Here is an 18,308-nt window from a genome sequence, read left to right as displayed (position 1 = left end):
GCTCAGTCCTCTTCCTTGAGCGGCTCCAGGCCGCGCTTGCCGAGCACCACGCCGGCCTGGTTGATCTCGCCTTCCTGCAGCGACACCACGTAGCGCCAGCTGGCTTCCGGCAGGTCGCGGTAGGCGGCGATCACGCCGACATAGCGGCTGCCCGGCTGCACCGAGAGCTTGAGGTCGCGCTCCTCGCCGGGGCGCACTTCCATCTCCTCGAAGCTGACCAGGTCGGGCATCAGCGACTCCTTGGGCCGCTGGTACAGGGAGAAGAATTCGGCGTTGTTGAACGACGAGGGATTCTTCAGCTCCAGCAGGCGCACCACGATCGGCGAGGGGCGGCCGGCCAGGTCCGGGTTGAGGTCGTCGCTGGCCTGCAGGCGCAGGTCGAGCTTGGTGGTGTCGGAGTAGGGCGACAGGCTGGAGCAGCCGCCGAGGGCGGCGAGCAGACTGAGCAGGCTAAGGCTGATAAGACGGCGCATGGCATTCATCCTTGCTTCTTACGAAGGCTGGTAATCGGTGTTGAGGGTGGCGATCAGGCGGACCTGCTCTTCGTAGGTCTTGGCGAAGTCGCGGGCGAACAGGCGCTGGCTCCAGTCGTCGTCCTTCTCCAGCGCGCGGAAGTGGCGCTGGTAGGCGCGCCAGCGGCTGCCGGAGGTGGCCAGCAGCGGCTTGCGATCCTGCTCGAAACGCAGGGTCAGCTGCTCCGGGGCGAACTGTTCGAACAGGCCCTGCACCGCCGTGCGGCTGGCGGCGAACAGCGCCACCTGGTGTGCCTGCAGGTCGCGGTAGGCGCGGCCGACGGCCTGCTCGGCCGGCAGCTGGCCGGGCTTGTTGCCGCGCAGCATGGCGGTGAGCGCCTCGCCGGCGTCGCCGACCTGCTTGAGCGGGTTGTTGCCGGCGCTCTGCACGGTGGTCAGGGCCAGGCGCAGTTCGTTCTTCAGCTCGCTGCGGGTGCGCAGGCTCTGCTGCAGGCCGGCCACGCTCTGCTTGAGCAGGCGTGCGGCCTGCAGGGCCAGGGCCTCGCGGGCCTCGGCATCGAGGTCGTCGACTTTCACCCCGAGGGCGTCGCCGAAGCGCTGCCAGAAGCCTTGCGGCAGCGGCTCGGCGGCTACCGGCACCTGCGCCGGGCGGGCCTGCGGGCGCGGCGCTTCAACCGGAGCCGGCTCCGGTTTGCGGACCAGCTCGGGCACCAGCAGGCTCTCCATGTCGATGCGCGCGTACTGGGTGCGCGCCTGCTCTTCCTCCGGCGCCTGTACCAGGCCGGCGAACTCGTCCAGCTGGCTGTAGCCGCGCGGACGCTGCTCGAGGGCGGCGATCGGGTCGAGGTCGAGGAAGGCGTCGTCGGGGATGATGCTGCCGGCGTGCTGGCGCTGGCCGATCTGCTCCTCGAACTGGGCCGGGTCCTGCAGCACGCGGGCGCGGATCTCCAGCTCGCCGAGGCAGTACACGCAGCCGTGCTCGATGCGCTGCGGCTCGCCCTTGGGCAGGCGCGCGCCGTTGTCCTTGAGGGTCACGCCGTTGCTGCTGATGTCGGTCAGGTAGAAGTGACCGTCGGCATAGCTGACCTGGGCGTGGCGGTTGGAAAGGATGCGCTTGCTGTCCGGGATGGCCCAGTCGCATTCCTCGCCGCGACCGATCGCGCCGCCGGCCTTCTTGAAGCTCTTGCTGGTCAGCAGGCCCGGCGCGTACTGCTGGGCGCTGACGATATCGAATACCAGTTCCATGGTAGGGGCTCCTTGCGCTCAGTCTTCGCGCTGCTGTTCGGCGTGCGGGTCGCCCAGCGGGCGGTAGTCGTCGTCGCTGGACTTGTAGTTGCCGCCGCAGCCGGCGAGGCCGAGCAGGGCGGCGAGCAGGGTGGCGGTCAGAAGGCGGTGGGACATCGCGGGTTCTCCACGGGCGGTGACGGATAGGGAATTCATGGCGGCCTCAGACATCGGCCGGGCTGATGTTCAGCCGGTCCATGCGGTACAGCAGGGTGCGGCGCGGCAGGCCCAGCTCGCGGGCGGCCTGGCTCTGGTTGCCGCGGTTCTTGCGCAGGCAGTCGAGCAGCAGGTTGCGCTCGACCTTTTCCATGCGCTCGCGCAGGTTCATGCAGCTGTCGTCGGCCAGGCTGGTCGGGTGCAGGTTGAAGTGCTCGGGCAGCAGCTCGCCGCCTTCGCACAGCAGTACGGCGCGCTCTACTAACCCTTTCAGTTCGCGCACATTGCCGGGGAAGGCGTAGCCGGCCAGGTGGTCCAGCGCCGCCTCGGACCAGCGGCAGGCGTCGCGCTGCAGGAAGCTGGCGGCCTTGGCGGCGAAGTGCCGGGCCAGTTGCAGGATGTCCTCGGCGCGGGCGCGCAGCGGCGGCAGCTCGATGGGGAAGTGCGACAGGCGATAGAACAGGTCTTCGCGGAAGCGGCCTTCCTCGACCAGGCTGCGCAGGTCGCGGTGGGTGGCGGCGACGATGCGTACGTCGACCTTGTGGGTCTGCGTGCTGCCCAGCGGGCGCACTTCCCCTTCCTGCAGCACGCGCAGCAGCTTGGCCTGCAGGGCCAGCGGCATGTCGCCGATCTCGTCGAGGAACAGGGTGCCACCGTCGGCCGCGTCGAACAGGCCCTTGCGGTCGCGCTCGGCGCCGGTGAAGGCGCCCTTGCGGTAGCCGAACAGCTCGCTCTCCAGCAGGTTTTCCGGCAGCGAGGCGCAGTTCTGCACGATGAACGCCTTGCTGCGGCGGAAGCCGCAGTCGTGGATGGCGCGGGCGACCAGTTCCTTGCCGGTGCCGGTCTCGCCGGTCAGCAGCACGCTGGTGGGGTTGTGCAGCACCTTGCCGATCAACTGGTACACCGGGCGCATGGCCGGGCTGTTGCCGATCAGGCCGTAGTCGCTGGGCAGTGCCGGGCTGGCCGCTTCCGGCGCGGCCGCCTTGGGTGCGCGCAGGCGTTGCAGCAACTGGTGCTGGGCCAGGGCGAAGGCACCCAGGCTGGCCAGTGAGGCGGCGAAGCCGTCGAGGTCGCGGGTGCCGCTGCTGGCCACCAGCAGCAGGCCGGCGACGCGCGCCTGCTCATCCTGCAGCGGCAGGCACAGCAGGCTGCGCCAGGGTTTTTCCGCGGCTGGCAGGAAGCTGGTCTCATGCAGGCTGGGGTCGAGGCTGGCCAGGCTCAGGTGGCGGTTCTGGCACAGGCAGTACTGCAGCAGCTGCTCGCCGTCGTAGTCGCTGGGCAGGCTGGTCTCGTGCTCGGCGAGCCGGCCGTCCAGCCATTCGGCGGCCAGGGTCAGGCGCGTGTGGGTGCTGTCCAACAGGTACAGCTGGGCCAGGCGGCAGCCACTGAGCTGGGCCGCCGCCTCGGCCAGGGCCGCCGGCAGGCGTTCGGCACCAGCCAGACGAGACAGGCGGGTGAACTGTTGCAGCAACTGTTCGGCATAGGCCAGCGGCTGGGCGATCTGCCCCAGCAGCGGTGCCGCTTCGGGGATGCGCTCAAGCGAACTCACAGGCCAGCGCTCCTTCACCGTCCAGGGTGGCGTGTACACGGGAGATGGCGGCGCCGCTGGCCATGGCATCCAGCAGGCGGTCGGCGATGCGCGGCAGCACGCTCTGTTCCAGCAGCTGGTCGATCAGCCTCGCGCCGCTCTCGCCGCTGGCGCAGCGCTCGGCCAGGTGTTCGAGCAGGGCCGGGCTGTGGCTGAACGCCAGGCGGCGTTTGCCCAGGCGCTGGCCGAGGCGTTCCAGCTTGAGCTGAATCAGCTCGCGCAGCACGGCGCCGGCCACCGGGTAGTAGGGCACCACGCGCATGCGCGCCAGCAGGGCCGGTTTGAAGTGACGGCTGAGGATCGGGCGGATCGCCTCTTCCAGCTGCTCCACCGGTGGCCGTTGCTCGTCCGCACAGAGCGCTTCGATCCTGTCGCTGGCCAGGTTGGAGGTGAGCAGGATCAGGCAGTTGCGGAAGTTGATCTCGCGGCCCTCGCCGTCGTTGGCTACGCCCTTGTCGAAGATCTGGTAGAAGACGTTCATCACGTCCGGGTCGGCCTTCTCCACCTCGTCGAGGAGGATCACCGAGTAGGGCTTCTGCCGTACCGCTTCGGTGAGCATGCCGCCCTCGCCATAGCCGACGTAGCCGGGCGGCGCGCCGATCAGACGGGAGACGGTGTGCTTCTCCTGGAACTCGGACATGTTGATGGTGGTGAGGAAGCGCTCGCCGCCGTACAGCAGGTCGGCCAGGGCCAGGGCGGTCTCGGTCTTGCCGACGCCGCTGGGGCCGACCAGGAGGAATACGCCGGCCGGCGCATCGTCCTTGTTCAGTCCGGCGGCGGCGGCGCGCATGGCGCGGTCGAGCACCTGCACCGCTTGCTCCTGGCCGCGCACGCGGGCGCGCAGATCGCTGGCGAAGCTGGCCACCTTGGCGTTGTGCTCGCGGGCCAGCTGACTTAGCGGCACGCCGGTCCAGTGGCTGATCACTTCGGCCACCAGGCGCGGGCAGACTTCGAAGCTGACCAGGCGCTCTGCGCTCTGGGCGGTGGCCAGTTCGGCCTGTACTTCCCGCAGCTGACCTTCCAGTGCGGCCAGCTCATCCTGGTTATCAACTGCGCGGGCCTGGGCGCATTGCTGGCGCAGGTGCAGCAGGCGCTCGGCCAGCTGGCGCTGTTCGCTCCAGCGCGTGTCGATCTGCTGCAGTTCGGCTTCGGCCTCGGTCAGGCGCTGTTCCAGGGCGGCCAGCGCCACCTCATCCACTGCCAGGCCGGCCTGCAGATCGCGGCGCAGAGCCAGGCGCTGACGCTCGCCTTCGGCCAGCTCGCCGCGCAGGCGTTCCAGGGCTTCCGGCGCGGCGGCCAGGCTGATGCGCACGCGGGCGCAGGCGGTATCCAGCACGTCCACCGCCTTGTCCGGCAGCTGGCGCCCGGCCAGGTAGCGGGCGGACAGCTCGGCGGCGGCCACCACCGCGTCGTCGCGCAGGTAGATGCCGTGGCTCTGCTCATACACCGGCGCCAGGCCGCGCAGGATGGTCACCGCTTCCTGAACTGTCGGCTCGTGCAGCTGTACCGGCTGGAAGCGCCGGGCCAGGGCCGGGTCCTTCTCGAAGTACTTCTTGTATTCGCTCCAGGTGGTGGCGGCGATGGTGCGCAGCTCGCCACGGGCCAGGGCCGGCTTGAGCAGGTTGGCGGCGTCCGAGCCACCGGCCTGGGCGCCGGCGCCGATCAGGGTGTGGGCCTCGTCGATGAACAGGATGGTCGGCTTGGCCGCGCCCTTCACTTCGTCGATTACGCCCTGCAGGCGCCGCTCGAACTCGCCTTTGACGCTAGCACCGGCCTGCAGCAGGCCCATGTCCAGGCCGAGCAGTTCGACGCCGCGCAGCACTTCCGGCACTTCGCCGGCGGCGATGCGCAGGGCCAGGCCCTCGACCAGCGCGGTCTTGCCCACGCCGGCCTCGCCGACCACGATCGGGTTGTTCTTCCGCCGCCGGGCGAGGATGTCGATCATCTGGCGGATGGCGCCGTCGCGGCACAGCACCGGGTCGAGCTTGCCGTCGCGGGCGCGCTGGGTGAAGTTGTGGGTGAAGCGCTGCAGGTTGGATTCGCCGGGTGCGGCCGGTTTGCCGGCGGCGGCTTGCGGCTGCTGGCTGATGGCGAAGTCGCGCAGGCGCTCGGCATCGATCTTCGCCAGCATTGGCTGGTAACGCGTGCCGGCGTAGCGCAGCGGGTTGCGCAGCAGCGCGAGGAGCAGCGCGGCCTGTTCGATCTGGCTCTGGCCCAGCTCCAGGTTGGCCACCAGCAGGGCGTCCTGCAGCCACTGCACCAGCTCGGCGGAGAACACCGGGTTGCGCGACTCGCTGGCCTCGCCGCGCGGCTGCAGGGTGGCGGCCAGCTCGCCGGCGTCCACCTCGGCGTCCTGCAGGGCGCGGGCCAGCAGGCCGTCGCGGCGCTCGAGCAGGCCGAGCAGCAGGTCTTCGACCAGGATCTTGCTGCCACCGCGCTGCAGGCAGCGTTCGGCGGCGGCTTCCAGCTCGCGGCGGGTTTCGGCGTCCAGTGCCTGGACCAGCTGTTGGAGGTCGACGTTGATCATTTCATCAGTCCTTTAATGAGTCTTGCTGCCGATGGTGACGACGCCATCGGCCTTTTCGTGGCCGAGCCAGGAGGTCCAGCCGAGGTGGCAGGGGTTGTCCTGGCCGATGCGCAGCTCGCGGATTTCCTCGTGGCGCAGAGCCAGGCGGATGTCGTAGTCGAGCGGGTCGCGCAGGGTGAAACGCACCAGCGCGCAGAGCGGCTGGTAACCGCTGCCGATCGGCAGGAATTCGTGGAAACGTGCCCAGCTCAGCTGGCGGATATGGATGCGGAACTTGCCGCCGCGGTCGCGTACCGAATCGCCCAGCACCAGGCTCTCGCCCAGCTGGCTGTTGGCCAGGCCGAGGCGGTTGCGCTGCTCGGCGATGATCTCGACGCGGCGCTCGACGCACTGCTCGATGCGCAGGTCGGCGTGCTTGAAGTAGTAACGCAGCACCGACTCGACCAGCGCCGCCGAGTGGGCACGCAGGCTGAGCAGGCCGAGGTAGGGCAGCAGGCGCCGCCAGTTGAGATCCTCGGCGGCGCGGATGCGTTCGCCGCCCAGGCCGATCAGGGCGAAAAGGCGCGCGGAGAACAGGTCGCGGGCGCCCTGGTCGTAGTGCGCGTAGTAGCGGTACTTGCGCCAGATCGGCAGGAGCAGGCGCTGCAGGCGATCGTTGAACAGGTCGAGGAAGTCACGGGTGGTGTTGCCGTCCGGGCCGTCGCCCAGCGCCTGCTCGCTGTAGAACGCCGGCAGCGGCGAGCCGGAGCCGAACAGGCCAACCAGGTTGATGCGCAGGCGCGCGCGCAGCTCGCCGTGTTCCTCGAAGAACTCCAGGCGATCGGTATCGCTGCCGGGGAAGCCCAGGCTGGGGTTGGCCTGGAATTCCAGGCGCTCGTACAGCGCCTCCTCATCCAGCTCGGGATGGGCGATGCGCAGTCGATCCAGCACCTGCAGCACACCCTGGAACAGGCTGTACTCGCGGATGCCCCGGCTGAGCCGGTTCAGAGCAGGGGCTGCTGCCCCATGCGCGGCGTCCATTGGTACACCTCTCCCTGTGTGCTCTGTACGCGCAGCTCGTGGTACGAGTTGAGGCTGGCGTAGAGGGCAAAGAATTCATTGAGCACCGAGGCGAACAGGAACAGGTCCCCTTCGCCCAGGTAGCCGTCCGGGTCCATGGTCAATTCGGTGCGCACGCCCCGAATCGGCAGCCCGCGGTGCAGGCGGTCGACGTGCTGGTGGGCGATCTTCTTCAGGCCGCCGAGCATGCGCTGGCTGACCTTGAGCGCGTGCTGGTCGTAGTGGCGCGGCAGGTCGTAGGTCTCGAGGATGACCTTGAGCGCCTCGACGTCGGCCAGCGACAGGTAGTTCAGCGACATGTTGGAGATCAGCTTCCACAGGTAGTCGCGGTGCAGCGGCGGCGCGTAGCTCGGCGTCACCGTGCCGATGTTGCGGAAGGTGAGGAACTCCGGGGTGTCCTCGCTGGGCAGGCAGATGTCGCCCGGTTTGAGCTGGCGCGCCAGGCTCTGGTTGGTGCAGGTCAGCTCGATCGACAGGGTCTCCTGCACGTCGCCGCCGCGCTGGGCGAAGCTCAGCCAAGTCTCCATGCCGTCGCCGAGCAGCGACGACTGCTGGCGCACGCTGTAGTGCGGACGGGCGCGCGGCTGGTCGAAGCTGGTGTCGTGCTCGAAGGATTCGAACGGCACGTATTCCTCGTAGCCCATGCCGCCCGGTTTCCAGCCGGTCACCCGGTCCACCGAGAACACCCCGCAGTGCTGCGGATCGAGCTCGGCCGGCAGCAGCAGGTACTGGTCCTGCTTGCCGTCCAGGCGGATCGGGATGGCGTCGTGGGCGAACAGGTTGACCACCGGCGTGCAGTACAGGCGCACGTTGTCCAGGGTCGGGCGGATGCGCTGCAGGCCGGTCTTGCGGATGTCGAAGCGCAGCTCCAGGCCGCGGGCACGCTCCAGCACCTCTTGCGGTTGGCGCTGCAGCGCGTCGAGGCCGTTGAGGTCGACGAACAGGAACTTGTCCTGGAAGGCGAAGTATTCCTGCAGGTGGCGATAGCCGCGGAAGGTGTTGTGCGGGTAGGGGATCAGCGCGTGGTCTTCGCTGAAGCCAACCGCCTCGACCTGGTTCGCCGGCAGAGCTATGGCTGGCAACGGCAGGCCGTGTTCACCGGTCAGCGGTTGACCTTCGCCATCCAGCAATACCAGCTGCAGCCCGCCGAGGTGACGCAGCAGGCCGAGGTAAAGCAGCTGGGCGATATAGCGCTCGCCGGCCAGGTGCAGGCGCAGGGTGCTCAGGCCGATTTCGCCTAGATGGCCATCGGCGCTCATCGCCAGGCGCAGGCTGAGCAGCGCACCATCGCCCTTCACCGAGTAGTCCAGACCGTTCAGCGCCAGCGGCAGCACTTCGGTGGCGTAGGCGGTGCGGAAGCGACAGGTCACGCCCTCGACGGCCTTCGCCTCCACCGGCGTATGCCGCGGTACCGGCAGCGCCGGACCGGGGCGCTTGAGCGGATCGAACTGCAGCATGCTGAAGGCCGGCAGCGGGCGCATGTAGTTGGGCCACAGCAGGTGCATCAGCGAATGGGTCAGCTCCGGCAGCTCGTCATCGAGCTTCTGCCGCAGACGCCCGGTGAGGAAGGCGAAGCCCTCCAGCAGCCGCTCCACGTCCGGATCCCGCCCGGCCTGGCCGAGGAACGGCGCCAGCGCCGGGCTGCGCTCGGAGAAGCGCTTGCCCAGCTGGCGCAGGGCGGAGAGTTCGCTCTGGTAATGGTGGTTGAAGGACATATTTCAGCGCCTCATCCCTGGCACCGGCCAAAAGCCGGGCTGGCAGCATCCAGGCTGCCGATAGCGGTCATGCGCATCCCTGTGACTCCTACCTGACCTTCACTTGCCCGCTGCCATCCAGCTGCGCGGCGAAACTGACCTGGCGCTTGATGCCATCGACCTGCAGCAGCCCTTCGATGGCGAAGTTGAGGCTGAGGGGGTCGTGCTCGCGCGGCAGGGAAATGACCCGCACCTGTTTCAGGCGCGGCTCGTATTGTTCGATGAAGCGTTCGATCGCCATGCGTGCCTGCTGCAACGCGTCGTGCAGCGACAGGCGCATGTCATTGAGATCGGGCAACCCGTAGTCGGGCAGCGTCTGCACGCTGCCCGCCCGGGTGCTGAGCATCTTGGCCAGATGGGCAGCCACCGAGGCCATCACGCTCACCTCGTGGTCGAGGCGGGCGCGGCCGACGGTGTCACCGCCGAGGCGCTCGAACAGGCTGCCGTATCCGGTCATTCGCCCTTACTCCTTGTCCAGCTTGCCGACCAAGGACAGGGTGAAGTCGGCACCCATGTACTTGAAGTGCGGGCGCACGTTGAGGCTGACGCGGTACCAGCCCGGCTCGCCTTCCACGTCGCTGACGATCACTTGGGCGGCGCGCAGCGGACGGCGGCTGCGCACTTCCGAGCTGGGGTTTTCCTGGTCGGCGACGAACTGGCGGATCCACTTGTTCAGCTCCAGCTCCAGGTCGGTGCGCTCTTTCCAGGCGCCGATCTGCTCGCGCTGCAGCACCTTCAGGTAGTGCGCCAGGCGGTTGACGATGAACAGGTAGGGCAGCTGGGTGCCGAGCTTGTAGTTCAGCTCGGCGGTCTTGCCTTCCTCGCTGATGCCGAAGAACTTCGGCTTCTGCGTCGAGTTGGCGGAGAAGAACGCGGCGTTGTCGCTGCCTTTGCGCATGGTCAGGGCGATAAAGCCTTCCTCGGCCAGCTCGTACTCGCGACGGTCGGAGACCAGCACCTCGGTGGGGATCTTGGTCTCGATCTCGCCCATGCTTTCGAAGTGGTGCAGCGGCAGGTCTTCCACCGCGCCGCCGCTCTGCGGGCCGATGATGTTCGGGCACCAGCGGAACTTGGCGAAGCTGTCGGTCAGCTTGGAGGCGAAGGTGTAGGCGGTGTTGCCCCACAGGTAGTGCTCGTGGTCGCCGGCGACGTTCTCCTTGTAGACGAAGCTCTTCACCGGGTTCTCCTCCGGATCGTAGGGGTTGCGCAGCAGGAAACGCGGCAGGGTCAGGCCGACGTAGCGCGCGTCTTCGCGCTCGCGGAAGCTCTGCCACTTGGCGAACTGCGGGCCCTCGAAGTGATCCTTGAGATCCTTCAGGTTGGGCAGGCCGGTGAAGCTTTCCAGGCCGAAGAATTTCGGGCCGGCGGCGGCAATGAACGGCGCGTGGGCCATGCAGGCCACCGAGGCGACGTGCTGCATGCACTTGATGTCCGGCGAGCTGGGGTCGAAGAAGTAGTTGGCGACGATGGCGCCCACCGGCTGGCCGCCGAACTGGCCGTACTCGGCGGTGTAGATGTGCTTGTACAGGCCGGACTGGGTGATTTCCGGGCTGTCCTCGAAGTCGTCCAGCAGGTCCTGCTTGGAGGCGTTGAGGATTTCCAGCTTGGTGTTCTCGCGGAAGTTGGTGCGATCGACCAGCAGCTTGAGGCCGCGCCAGGACGATTCCAGGGCCTGGAAGTCGGCGTGGTGGAGGATCTCGTCCATCTGCCGGCTGAGTTTGGCGTCGATCTCCGCGATCATGCGGTCGACCATGGCCTTCTTCACCGGCTCGTTCTGGTTGTGCGGCTTCAGCAGCTCTTCGATAAAGGCCGACACGCCACGCTTGGCGATGTCATAGGCCTCGTCGTCCGGGGTCAGTCGGGTTTCCGCGATGATGCGGTCGAGAATGCCGGCTTCGGCGACATTCCGGGTGGTTTCCACTACTGCACTGGTGCTCATGCTCGGGCTTCCTTGTCGAGGGTTCAGGCGTCTTGCTGGGTCAGGCCCAGTTCGCTCAGCACGCGGTCACGCGAGTCGTCGTCGGCGAGCACGCTTTCGATCGCCTTGCGGAAGGCCGGGGCGTTGCCCAGCGGACCTTTCAGGGCGACCAGAGCGTCGCGCAGTTCCATCAGCTTCTTCAGCTCGGGAACCTGGTCGACCACGGCGGCGGGGTTGAAGTCCTTCATCGAGTTGATGCGCAGCTGCACCGGCAGTTCGTCGGCGCCCTGCTCATCCTGCAGGCGGTTGGCCACGCTGAAGGTCAGGTTGAGTTCCTGCTTGCCCAGCACTTCGTCGAAGTTGTTCTTGTCGATGCTGATCGGCTTGCGGTCCTCGATCTTGCGGTCGTCGGCGCGCTGGGTGAAATCACCCAGAACCATCAACTTGAGGGGCAGTTCGATCTCTTCCTGAGCACCACCGGTCGCCGGTTTGAAGGTGACGTTGATGCGTTCCTTGGGTGCTACCGAGCCTTCTTTGGCCATGGTTGTTCTCCTTTACTGTTAAGCGGAGGCCTTGCGGCCTCAATCCAGCACCACTTCGAGATCGAGGTGGCACAGCCTGCGGTGGATCTCTTCCTTGCGCTCGCGGATCGCATGGTTCTGCGGCAGCAGCTCGTAGCAGTTGTGCAGCAGACGCAGCACTTCCAGGGCGAGATCGGGTTCCCACTCGCCGAGGCCGGAGGCCTGCAGCGTCTGGTCGAGGGATTCGAGTTGGGTCTTGGCCAGTTCGTGCTTCTTCGCCGCGCTGCACAGGCGCGCCAGGGCGAGCTGCCAGAAGAACCGCGCGCGGCCGCCCTGGGCCTGGGCCATGCCCTGCTTGAGCTGTTGCACGGCGGGCTTCAGGCCGTCCTTGCGCAGGCGTGGCAGGGCGGCTTGCAGGGCGATTTCCCAGGCCGGCAGTTCGCCGCTGGCACCGACCTGTACGGTTGGCTCGGCGCTCGGCGGCTGCAGGTGTGGCATCACGCTGGAACCGATCCAGGCGCGGGTCTCGGCATCGGCGAAAGGTACGCCGTCATGGAAGCGCAGCTCGTCCAGGCCGGGCACGCGCTGCAGGAACAGCGCCAGCTGCATCTCCACCTCGACCATGGCGGCTTCGGCGTTCAGCTCCTGCAGGCATTCCCAGACCAGGCGCTGGCCGTCCAGCCAGAAGGGCGCGCGAGCGATGCTGGCTTCCACTTCCACCAGCAGATCGGCGTACTGGCCGGCGGCGAAGCGCTCGGCGAAGCTGGCCAGCTTGTCGGCGGGCAGGCCGCGCAGGGTGGTGATCTGTTCGGCATTGCTCTGCGGCAGGCCGTCGATCGGCAGCCACAGCAGGGTGCGCGCCAGACGCAGGGCGCGCAGGTCGCTGGCCTTCTGCTTCAGCCACCAGGCGCACAGCGGCCGGGCACCGTCCTGCAGGGCGCGCAGCGACTTGTGCGCGTCGCGCTCGTTGTCCAATGGTGCGGTGGGATTGATCACCTGGGCGGCGGCCTGCTTGACCTGGGCCAGGGCGGCGCCGACCACGCCGGGTTCGGCCTGGCCCTGGGTGGCGCGGGCGATCTGTTCGTCCAGGCGGCGGCACAGTGGCAGCAGCAGTGGCGCCTGTTCGCCCAGCTGTGCGGCCAGGCAGGTTTCCAGGCCGCGCAGCAGTTCGGCCAGATTGCGGAACAGCGGCAGCTGGCTGGCGACGGGGATGTCTTCGCCCAGGACTTTTTCCAGACGCGGGGTGAGCCAGGTAAAGGCCGCGGCACGGGTGCGATCCTTGAGCGGATGCAGAGTGCCCCAGTGCTGCTGGCAGAGTTCGAGCAGCAGGCCCAGGCCGGCCTGCAGACCATTCAGGCCTTCGCGCTGGTGCAGGCTCCAGACCAGCCAGCAGGCCACGCGCAGATCCTTGGACTGGTGGCGCAGCAGCGCCTCGCTCTGGTCACGCACCTTGTGCCAGTCGATGGCCTCGGTCTGGTGCATGGCGGCAGCCTTTTCCAGTTCGCCTTCCAAGGCTTCGAATTCGCCGGAATAACGCATGTCTTCACCGGCGAAATTCCCATCGTTAATGGGTGTTTTCGCCAGTTGCAGATAATGCTCGGCCAGGGGTGAAAGTGCAGTCATTCCATTGACTCTATATATACGTCCAGCAACTTGGAAAAACTTCCCATATATATGAGAAGCAAGCGGTTGCTTGGTCCATGTGTGCAACTTTCTGCGCAGCTCTTTGCGCAACTACTTGCACAGCGTCCTTATGCGGTGGGCATCCTAGCCCCAGGATGGGAGGTGGGCAAGGCGGAAAATGTGAAGCGTTAGACAAGCGGGAAGATTGCTGGAAGTTGTTCGTCGGCAGAGCGGCTAGCAGTTTTGGCGCCAATTAAAAGTTGTTATGAGTACGTATTCATATATATGGGAAAGTGCAACTTTCGGTGTAAGAAAATGCTTACCGGTAACTTTGCTCTGCTTCACACTTGGCAGGGTTTATAAGTTCGCTTCTGTGAACTAGCTCGGCAAATCCCGGCCCCTTTTGGCGAAAACGTGACCCGCTTCCGCCTGCCGAACCGGCGCCGAGGCGGTCGAGCTGACCTAAGCTGGCTGGGTCAGTTACCATCCTGAGGAGCCGCACCATGACCATCATCCGCACCCTGTTACTGGGCACATGCCTGCTGCCGGCGCTGGCCGTGGCCGAGCTGCGCCCGGGCCTGTGGGAGTTCACCAACCAGGTACAGAGTGGCGGCCAGGCCATGCCGGACATGCAGGAACTGCTGGCGCAGATGCAGAACATGCCGGCCGAGCAGCGCCAGATGATGGAGCAGATGCTCAAGCAGAAGGGCGTGCAGATGGGCAGTGGCGGCGGTGTGCAGCTGTGCCTCAGCGAGGCCAGCGCTAAGGGGCAGAACATTCCGCTACAGGACCCCAACTCGGGCTGTACCCACGAGATCACCGAGCGCAGCGCCGAGCTGTGGAAGTTCCGCTTCACCTGTCCCAACGGCCAGGGCGAGGGAGAGACCCGCTTCGCCAGCGACACCGCCTTTACTACCACGGTGAAGGGCGTCTATGACGGCCGCGACAGCACCATGAACAGCCAGGCGCGCTGGGTTGGCGAAGATTGCGGAGGCCTGCCCGCGCGCTGACCGGGTCTGCGGTTACACTGCCGCTTCAGTCAGAGGGCCGAGGGCGAAGGAATGCAGGTAATCGGATGGTGGTTGTTCGCTGCGGCCAGCGTGCTGGTGCTGCTAGTCGGCATCCATCTCTACAACCGTCTGGTATTCAACCGGGCGCGGGTGGCCGAGGCCTGGAGCGGCATTGATGTGCAGCTCAAGCGCCGCTCCAGCCTGATTCCGGCCCTGGTCGCCTGTCTGCGCGCCTACATGACCCACGAGAGCGACACCTTGGAGGAGCTGACCAGCCGCCGCGGTGCAGCCCAGGCCCACGAGGACGACACCGCCGCCAACCGCGCTGCGTTCGAGGGCCAGCTGTCTTCCTCGCTGCTGCGCGTGTTCGCCGTCGCCGAGCACTATCCCGAGCTGAAGGCAGACGCGGTGTTCCTCGATCTGCAGCGCAACCTCAGCGAGGTCGAGGACCATATCCAGATGGCCCGCCGTTACTACAACGGCGCCGTGCGTGAACTCAACGTGCTGGTCGAGTCAGTGCCGAGCAACCTGCTAGCCGGCGCCTTCGGCTTTCGCTGCGCCGACTACTTCACCCTGGAAGACCCGCGCGACGGCCAGTCGCCGAAGATGGAGTTCTGACCATGCCGGGACGGCTCAAGCTGCTCTTGCTGTTGTGCTGCCTGTTGCCCGGCATGAGCCTGGCGCAGGAGGTGATCGTGGATTTCGCCGTGGAGCTGCGGGTCGGCAGCGACGGCATGCTCGACGTGGTCGAGCGCATCGTGGTGCAGGCCGAGGGCGACAAGATCCAGCGTGGCATCTACCGCGATATCCCAGTGATCTATCGCCTGCCTGGCGGCCTGCTACGCAAGACGCCGATCGACAGCTTCAGCGCCACCCGCGACGGCGTGCCCGAGCAGGTGCATCGCGAAAGCATCGGCGCCTACCAGCGCTTCTATCTGGGCTCGGCCGATCACTACTTAGAGCCAGGACGTTACCGCTACGAGCTGAGCTATCGCATCGATCCGCAGCTGCTGCAACGACCAGACGAGGACGAGCTGTACTGGAACGTCACCGGCAACGCCTGGGCCTTCCCCATCCTGCATGCCTCGGTGAAGGTGCAGCTGCCGCCCGGGGCGCGTGTCGATAGCGTGTACGGCTACACCGGCGCCAGTGGCGAGCAGGGCCAGGGCTACCGGGAAGTGGCGCGTGTCGATGGTTTCCTGCATCTGGAAACCACTGCGGCACTGCCTCCGCAGCAGGGTTTCACCCTGGCCGTCGACTGGCCGAGTGGCCTGGTCGAGCGGCCGAGCCTGATGAAACGCACCCTGCGCCTGCTGTACGACAACGCCGGCGTAACCTTAGGCGGGCTGCTCTGGATCGCGCTGCTGGTCTACTACCTGCGCACCTGGCGGCGCGTTGGCCGCGACCCGCGCAAGGGCCTGCACATGGTGCATTTCGAGGCGCCGGACGACCTCAGCCCGACCAAGGTCGGCTACCTCTGGCACCGCGGCTTCCGCGGTGCTTTCGACGAGGCGCGCGCCCTGGGCGTGTGCTTCACCGACTGGGCGATCCGTGGGCTGATTCGCCTGGAGGATCGTCCGCGTGCCGATGGCTTCATCCTGCAGCGCGGCAAGACGCCGATCGAGTCGGCACGCGTTGGCGAGATCGAGTGGCTGCGCCTGCTATTTCCGGTCAGCAAGGGTGATGCGCCGCTGGAGCTGGGTAGCAAGTACCAGCCGCGCCTGGCCGAGATGAAGGCGCGCATGGTCGACGGTCTGGACACCCACGGCCGCCTGTGGCACGCCAACAACCGCGGCGCCTGGGCCACCGGTCTGGCCCTGGCCCTGCCGGGCATCCTGCTCAGCGTGCTGACCGGGCTGCAGGGCGAAGATCAGTGGGGCTTGGCCATCGGGGGCCTGATGTTCAGCCTGGGCTTCGGTATCCCTACGGCCGTGATCCTGGTCATGGCGACGCGCCAGTCGAGCTGGGGCAAGAAGATCGGCCTGGGGCTGGTCGCGCTGATGTTCGGCTGGCCGGTGCCGATCGGCCTGTGGATGCTGCTGTCCACCACGTCGGTGCCGGTGGCGATTCTGCTGTTTGCCTATGTGCTGGTGGTGGCGCTGTTCTATCGCTGGCTGGAGGCGCCCTCGGTGAAGGGCCAGCAGCTGCTGGATGTGCTGGTCGGGTATCGCGACTACCTGCAGCTGGCCGAGCGCGAGGTGCTGGAACGTGCCAGTGGGGCGCCGGCCATGAACATCGAGCTGTACGAGCTGCATCTGCCCTACGCCATGGCACTGGGTGTCGAGGAGCAGTGGAGCGCGCGCTTCGCCAGCGCCCTGGAGGCCGGCCTGGTCGACCCGAGCCTGCGCGAGTACCAGCCGGACTGGTACCAGGCGCGCAACAGCTTCAGCTCGCCGTCCACCTTCGGCAGCGCCCTGGCGTCCAGCCTGGTCAGCGCCAGTGCCAGCGCGTCAACGCCGCCGGCCAGCTCATCGTCGTCCAGCGGTGGATCTTCGGGGGGTGGTTCGTCGGGAGGCGGCAGTGGTGGAGGAGGCGGTGGCGGCTGGTAGAACTATCCGCATGTTGCGGAGGATTCCACGTTAAAACCATTCATGTCGCGGACTCAGCGCGCCATCCACACGCCCTTGCTCTGCTGTTCGCAGGCCGGCTTGAGGTAGCGGGCGTCGCTGGCCACGCCGTAGTAGTGGATGTCCTGCTGGTAGGGCGTGCCCTGGACCTTGGCGTTGCGGCATTCGCCGAAGGCGCCGCTGGGGCACTGCTCGACGAAGCTCACTTCGACCTTCTGCCCCTGCAGCTGCGGGGCGCAGAAGCCGGTGCGGAACAGGTTGGTCGGGATGCTGCGGTTCTGCTGGCAGAGCTTCACTTCCACCTGCTTGCCTTCGCTGTGCACCACGCAGGCTTGGGCCCAGGCCTGGCCGGTCAGGCCCAGCAGCAACAGGGCGGCAATCACGCGCATCGTCTCTCTCCTCGAACAAAGCGGCGACTTTAGCCTTTCCCGGCGCCGCGTGAAACCGCACCATAGGCCCATGCTCGCCAATATCCCCACCCACCTGATCGCCGGCCCACTGGGCGCCGGCAAGACCAGCCTGATCCGCCACCTGCTGGCCCACAAGCCGGCGGCCGAACGCTGGGCGGTGCTGATCAACGAATTCGGCCAGATCGGCCTGGACCAGGCCCTGCTGACCAGCGACCAAGACGGCGTCAGCTTGGCCGAGATCCCCGGTGGCTGCCTGTGTTGCGTGGGCGGTGCGCCCTTCCAGGTCGGCCTCGGCCGTCTGCTGCGCCAGGCCAGGCCGGATCGGCTGCTGATCGAACCCTCCGGCCTCGGTCATCCCGCCGAGCTGTTACGCCAGCTGGGCGAGACGCCCTGGCGCGGGGTGCTGGCGCTGCAGCCGGCGGTGCTGGTGCTGGACGCGGCGGCCCTGGCGGCAGGCCAGCCGCTGCCGGAGAGCCAGCGGGAAGCGTTGGAACTGGCTGGCCTGCTGCTGCTGAACAAGGCCGAGGCAGTGGACGCGTCGATGCGCGCGCGCCTGCAGGCGCAGTTGCCGGCGAGGACGCTGCGCTGGACCAGCCAGGGCGTGCTGGACTTCGCCGAGTTGCCTGGCAGCGCTGCGCAGGCGGGGCCGGCGAGGGAGGACTTGGGCGTGCCGCAGGGCAGGGCGCCGCTGGCGAAGGTGTGGAGCGACCAGAGCCAGCCGATCTGCCAGGTGCAGGAGCAGGCCGAGGGCTGGAGCATCGGCTGGCGCTTCCATCCGTCCCAGGTGTTCGAGCTGATGCGCGTGCAAACCTGGCTGGCCGGGTTGCCCTGGCGTCGCGCCAAGCTGGTGCTGCACAGCAATGCCGGCTGGCTGTCGGCCAATGCGCTGGATGGCGAGGCGCCGCACTGGCAGGTCAGCGAGTGGCGCAGGGATTCGCGGTTGGAGCTGATCTTCGCCGCGCCGCAGGACGGGGCGGCGCTGGCGGCGGCATTGGCGGAGTGTCGGCTCTAGCCGGCGAGCAGCGCCTCCACCCCCGCGCCGACCAGCACCAGGAGCAGCAGGCCGACGCTGCAGCGGCGCACGGCGGGCGAGCGGCAGAAGGCGATCAGGCGGTTGTCCCGCGCTTCGCCGAGCTGCAGATGATGATCGTATTCGCTGGGCGCCTCGATGAGCGCCTGCCAGGCCCGCGGGGCGTCGCCGTCATGCGGCAGCAGCAGGGCGTAGCGGTGTCCGCGCGCTTCATCGCCCAGGTCGCAGGCGATGGCCTCGATGCCCTGTGCGTTGAGCCGGTCGCGGAGAAAGTCGATGTAGATGCCGTTGTCGGAGGTACGCAGGTTCTGCAAGACGTGGTCCTTGTCCACGATTGATCGGTCCGGCCGCCGGGCGGCCGGGCTCGATGGTAGCAGAACGCCAGTGT

Annotated in this window: 17 protein-coding genes; 4 read left to right on the top strand and 13 right to left on the bottom strand. The window is 67.4% G+C overall.

Going from position 1 to position 18,308, the window contains the following annotated elements; genetic code table 11:
- Nucleotides 1-2 precede the first annotated feature (2 nt).
- From tssJ to tssA, 11 genes are all read right to left on the bottom strand, one after another.
- Nucleotides 3-473, bottom strand: a complete 471-nt coding sequence (gene tssJ, locus IB232_RS11735; protein WP_137973954.1) for a type VI secretion system lipoprotein TssJ — start codon at nt 471-473, stop codon at nt 3-5.
- Nucleotides 474-491: 18 nt separating this feature from the next.
- Nucleotides 492-1,718 carry a type VI secretion system-associated FHA domain protein TagH gene (tagH, locus tag IB232_RS11730; RefSeq protein WP_192398826.1) on the bottom strand — a complete coding sequence of 409 codons (1,227 nt, stop codon included), beginning with the start codon at nt 1,716-1,718 and terminating at the stop codon, nt 492-494.
- An 18-nt stretch (nt 1,719-1,736) separates the two neighbouring features.
- On the bottom strand, nt 1,737-1,874 hold the full coding sequence (locus IB232_RS11725) for a type VI secretion protein (protein ID WP_192398825.1): 138 nt from the start codon (nt 1,872-1,874) through the stop codon (nt 1,737-1,739).
- A 46-nt stretch (nt 1,875-1,920) separates the two neighbouring features.
- A complete protein-coding gene (locus IB232_RS11720) occupies nt 1,921-3,426 on the bottom strand; it encodes a sigma-54 interaction domain-containing protein (protein ID WP_192399345.1) in 1,506 nt (501 codons plus the stop codon).
- A gap of 22 nt (nt 3,427-3,448) precedes the next feature.
- Complete coding sequence (gene tssH, locus IB232_RS11715) at nt 3,449-6,028, bottom strand: type VI secretion system ATPase TssH (RefSeq protein WP_192398824.1); 2,580 nt, start codon at nt 6,026-6,028, stop codon at nt 3,449-3,451.
- Nucleotides 6,029-6,040: 12 nt separating this feature from the next.
- A complete protein-coding gene (tssG, locus tag IB232_RS11710) occupies nt 6,041-7,048 on the bottom strand; it encodes a type VI secretion system baseplate subunit TssG (protein WP_192398823.1) in 1,008 nt (335 codons plus the stop codon).
- Nucleotides 7,012-8,802 carry a type VI secretion system baseplate subunit TssF gene (tssF, locus tag IB232_RS11705; RefSeq protein WP_192398822.1) on the bottom strand — a complete coding sequence of 597 codons (1,791 nt, stop codon included), beginning with the start codon at nt 8,800-8,802 and terminating at the stop codon, nt 7,012-7,014. Before tssF ends, tssG begins: the two co-directional genes overlap by 37 nt.
- Before the next feature lie 88 nt (nt 8,803-8,890).
- On the bottom strand, nt 8,891-9,298 hold the full coding sequence (gene tssE / locus IB232_RS11700) for a type VI secretion system baseplate subunit TssE (protein WP_021702434.1): 408 nt from the start codon (nt 9,296-9,298) through the stop codon (nt 8,891-8,893).
- A gap of 6 nt (nt 9,299-9,304) precedes the next feature.
- Nucleotides 9,305-10,780 (bottom strand): type VI secretion system contractile sheath large subunit, encoded by a 1,476-nt coding sequence (gene tssC, locus IB232_RS11695; protein ID WP_192398821.1) that lies wholly within the window; start codon nt 10,778-10,780, stop codon nt 9,305-9,307.
- A gap of 23 nt (nt 10,781-10,803) precedes the next feature.
- On the bottom strand, nt 10,804-11,301 hold the full coding sequence (tssB, locus tag IB232_RS11690; protein WP_192398820.1) for a type VI secretion system contractile sheath small subunit: 498 nt from the start codon (nt 11,299-11,301) through the stop codon (nt 10,804-10,806).
- Between the two features lie 39 nt (nt 11,302-11,340).
- Nucleotides 11,341-12,903: a type VI secretion system protein TssA gene (gene tssA, locus IB232_RS11685; RefSeq protein WP_192398819.1), complete on the bottom strand. Its 1,563-nt coding sequence runs from the start codon at nt 12,901-12,903 to the stop codon at nt 11,341-11,343.
- 503 nt (nt 12,904-13,406) lie between these two features.
- Here tssA and IB232_RS11680 point away from each other — a divergent pair.
- Genes IB232_RS11680 through IB232_RS11670 form a run of 3 tightly spaced genes read left to right on the top strand, consistent with a single transcriptional unit; the run spans nt 13,407 to nt 16,462 of the window.
- Nucleotides 13,407-13,913, top strand: a complete 507-nt coding sequence (locus IB232_RS11680; protein ID WP_192398818.1) for a DUF3617 domain-containing protein — start codon at nt 13,407-13,409, stop codon at nt 13,911-13,913.
- A gap of 51 nt (nt 13,914-13,964) precedes the next feature.
- The gene (locus tag IB232_RS11675; protein WP_192398817.1) at nt 13,965-14,531 is read left to right on the top strand and encodes a LemA family protein; all 567 of its coding nucleotides are present in this window, start codon (nt 13,965-13,967) and stop codon (nt 14,529-14,531) included.
- 2 nt (nt 14,532-14,533) lie between these two features.
- A complete protein-coding gene (locus tag IB232_RS11670) occupies nt 14,534-16,462 on the top strand; it encodes a DUF2207 domain-containing protein (protein ID WP_192398816.1) in 1,929 nt (642 codons plus the stop codon).
- A 53-nt stretch (nt 16,463-16,515) separates the two neighbouring features.
- Here IB232_RS11670 and IB232_RS11665 read toward each other — a convergent pair whose 3' ends face one another.
- Nucleotides 16,516-16,869 (bottom strand): NADH:ubiquinone oxidoreductase, encoded by a 354-nt coding sequence (locus IB232_RS11665; protein ID WP_192398815.1) that lies wholly within the window; start codon nt 16,867-16,869, stop codon nt 16,516-16,518.
- Between the two features lie 70 nt (nt 16,870-16,939).
- Between IB232_RS11665 and IB232_RS11660 the strand changes: the two genes are divergently transcribed.
- Nucleotides 16,940-17,902: a CobW family GTP-binding protein gene (locus IB232_RS11660; RefSeq protein ID WP_192398814.1), complete on the top strand. Its 963-nt coding sequence runs from the start codon at nt 16,940-16,942 to the stop codon at nt 17,900-17,902.
- Here IB232_RS11660 and IB232_RS11655 read toward each other — a convergent pair.
- Nucleotides 17,899-18,252: a hypothetical protein gene (locus IB232_RS11655; protein WP_192398813.1), complete on the bottom strand. Its 354-nt coding sequence runs from the start codon at nt 18,250-18,252 to the stop codon at nt 17,899-17,901. The two genes, IB232_RS11660 and IB232_RS11655, sit on opposite strands and share 4 nt — an antisense overlap.
- Nucleotides 18,253-18,308 lie beyond the last annotated feature (56 nt).

It is taken from the genome of Pseudomonas sp. PDM15 (assembly GCF_014851565.1).
Classification (GTDB): Bacteria; Pseudomonadota; Gammaproteobacteria; order Pseudomonadales; family Pseudomonadaceae; genus Aquipseudomonas.
This window is presented reverse-complemented; position numbering and strand designations above follow the sequence as displayed.

Excerpts from the sequence above, each read along its gene's own strand:
- tssB (WP_192398820.1), bottom strand. The coding sequence starts at position 11,301 with ATGGCCAAAGAAGGCTCGGTAGCACCCAAGGAACGCATCAACGTCACC.
- tssH (WP_192398824.1), bottom strand. The coding sequence starts at position 6,028 with ATGATCAACGTCGACCTCCAACAGCTGGTCCAGGCACTGGACGCCGAA.
- IB232_RS11680 (WP_192398818.1), top strand. The coding sequence starts at position 13,407 with ATGACCATCATCCGCACCCTGTTACTGGGCACATGCCTGCTGCCGGCG.
- tagH (WP_192398826.1), bottom strand. The coding sequence starts at position 1,718 with ATGGAACTGGTATTCGATATCGTCAGCGCCCAGCAGTACGCGCCGGGC.
- tssE (WP_021702434.1), bottom strand. The coding sequence starts at position 9,298 with ATGACCGGATACGGCAGCCTGTTCGAGCGCCTCGGCGGTGACACCGTC.
- IB232_RS11670 (WP_192398816.1), top strand. The coding sequence starts at position 14,534 with ATGCCGGGACGGCTCAAGCTGCTCTTGCTGTTGTGCTGCCTGTTGCCC.
- tssJ (WP_137973954.1), bottom strand. The coding sequence starts at position 473 with ATGCGCCGTCTTATCAGCCTTAGCCTGCTCAGTCTGCTCGCCGCCCTC.
- tssC (WP_192398821.1), bottom strand. The coding sequence starts at position 10,780 with ATGAGCACCAGTGCAGTAGTGGAAACCACCCGGAATGTCGCCGAAGCC.
- tssG (WP_192398823.1), bottom strand. The coding sequence starts at position 7,048 with ATGGACGCCGCGCATGGGGCAGCAGCCCCTGCTCTGAACCGGCTCAGC.
- tssA (WP_192398819.1), bottom strand. The coding sequence starts at position 12,903 with ATGACTGCACTTTCACCCCTGGCCGAGCATTATCTGCAACTGGCGAAA.
- IB232_RS11665 (WP_192398815.1), bottom strand. The coding sequence starts at position 16,869 with ATGCGCGTGATTGCCGCCCTGTTGCTGCTGGGCCTGACCGGCCAGGCC.
- IB232_RS11660 (WP_192398814.1), top strand. The coding sequence starts at position 16,940 with ATGCTCGCCAATATCCCCACCCACCTGATCGCCGGCCCACTGGGCGCC.
- IB232_RS11725 (WP_192398825.1), bottom strand. The coding sequence starts at position 1,874 with ATGTCCCACCGCCTTCTGACCGCCACCCTGCTCGCCGCCCTGCTCGGC.
- tssF (WP_192398822.1), bottom strand. The coding sequence starts at position 8,802 with ATGTCCTTCAACCACCATTACCAGAGCGAACTCTCCGCCCTGCGCCAG.
- IB232_RS11675 (WP_192398817.1), top strand. The coding sequence starts at position 13,965 with ATGCAGGTAATCGGATGGTGGTTGTTCGCTGCGGCCAGCGTGCTGGTG.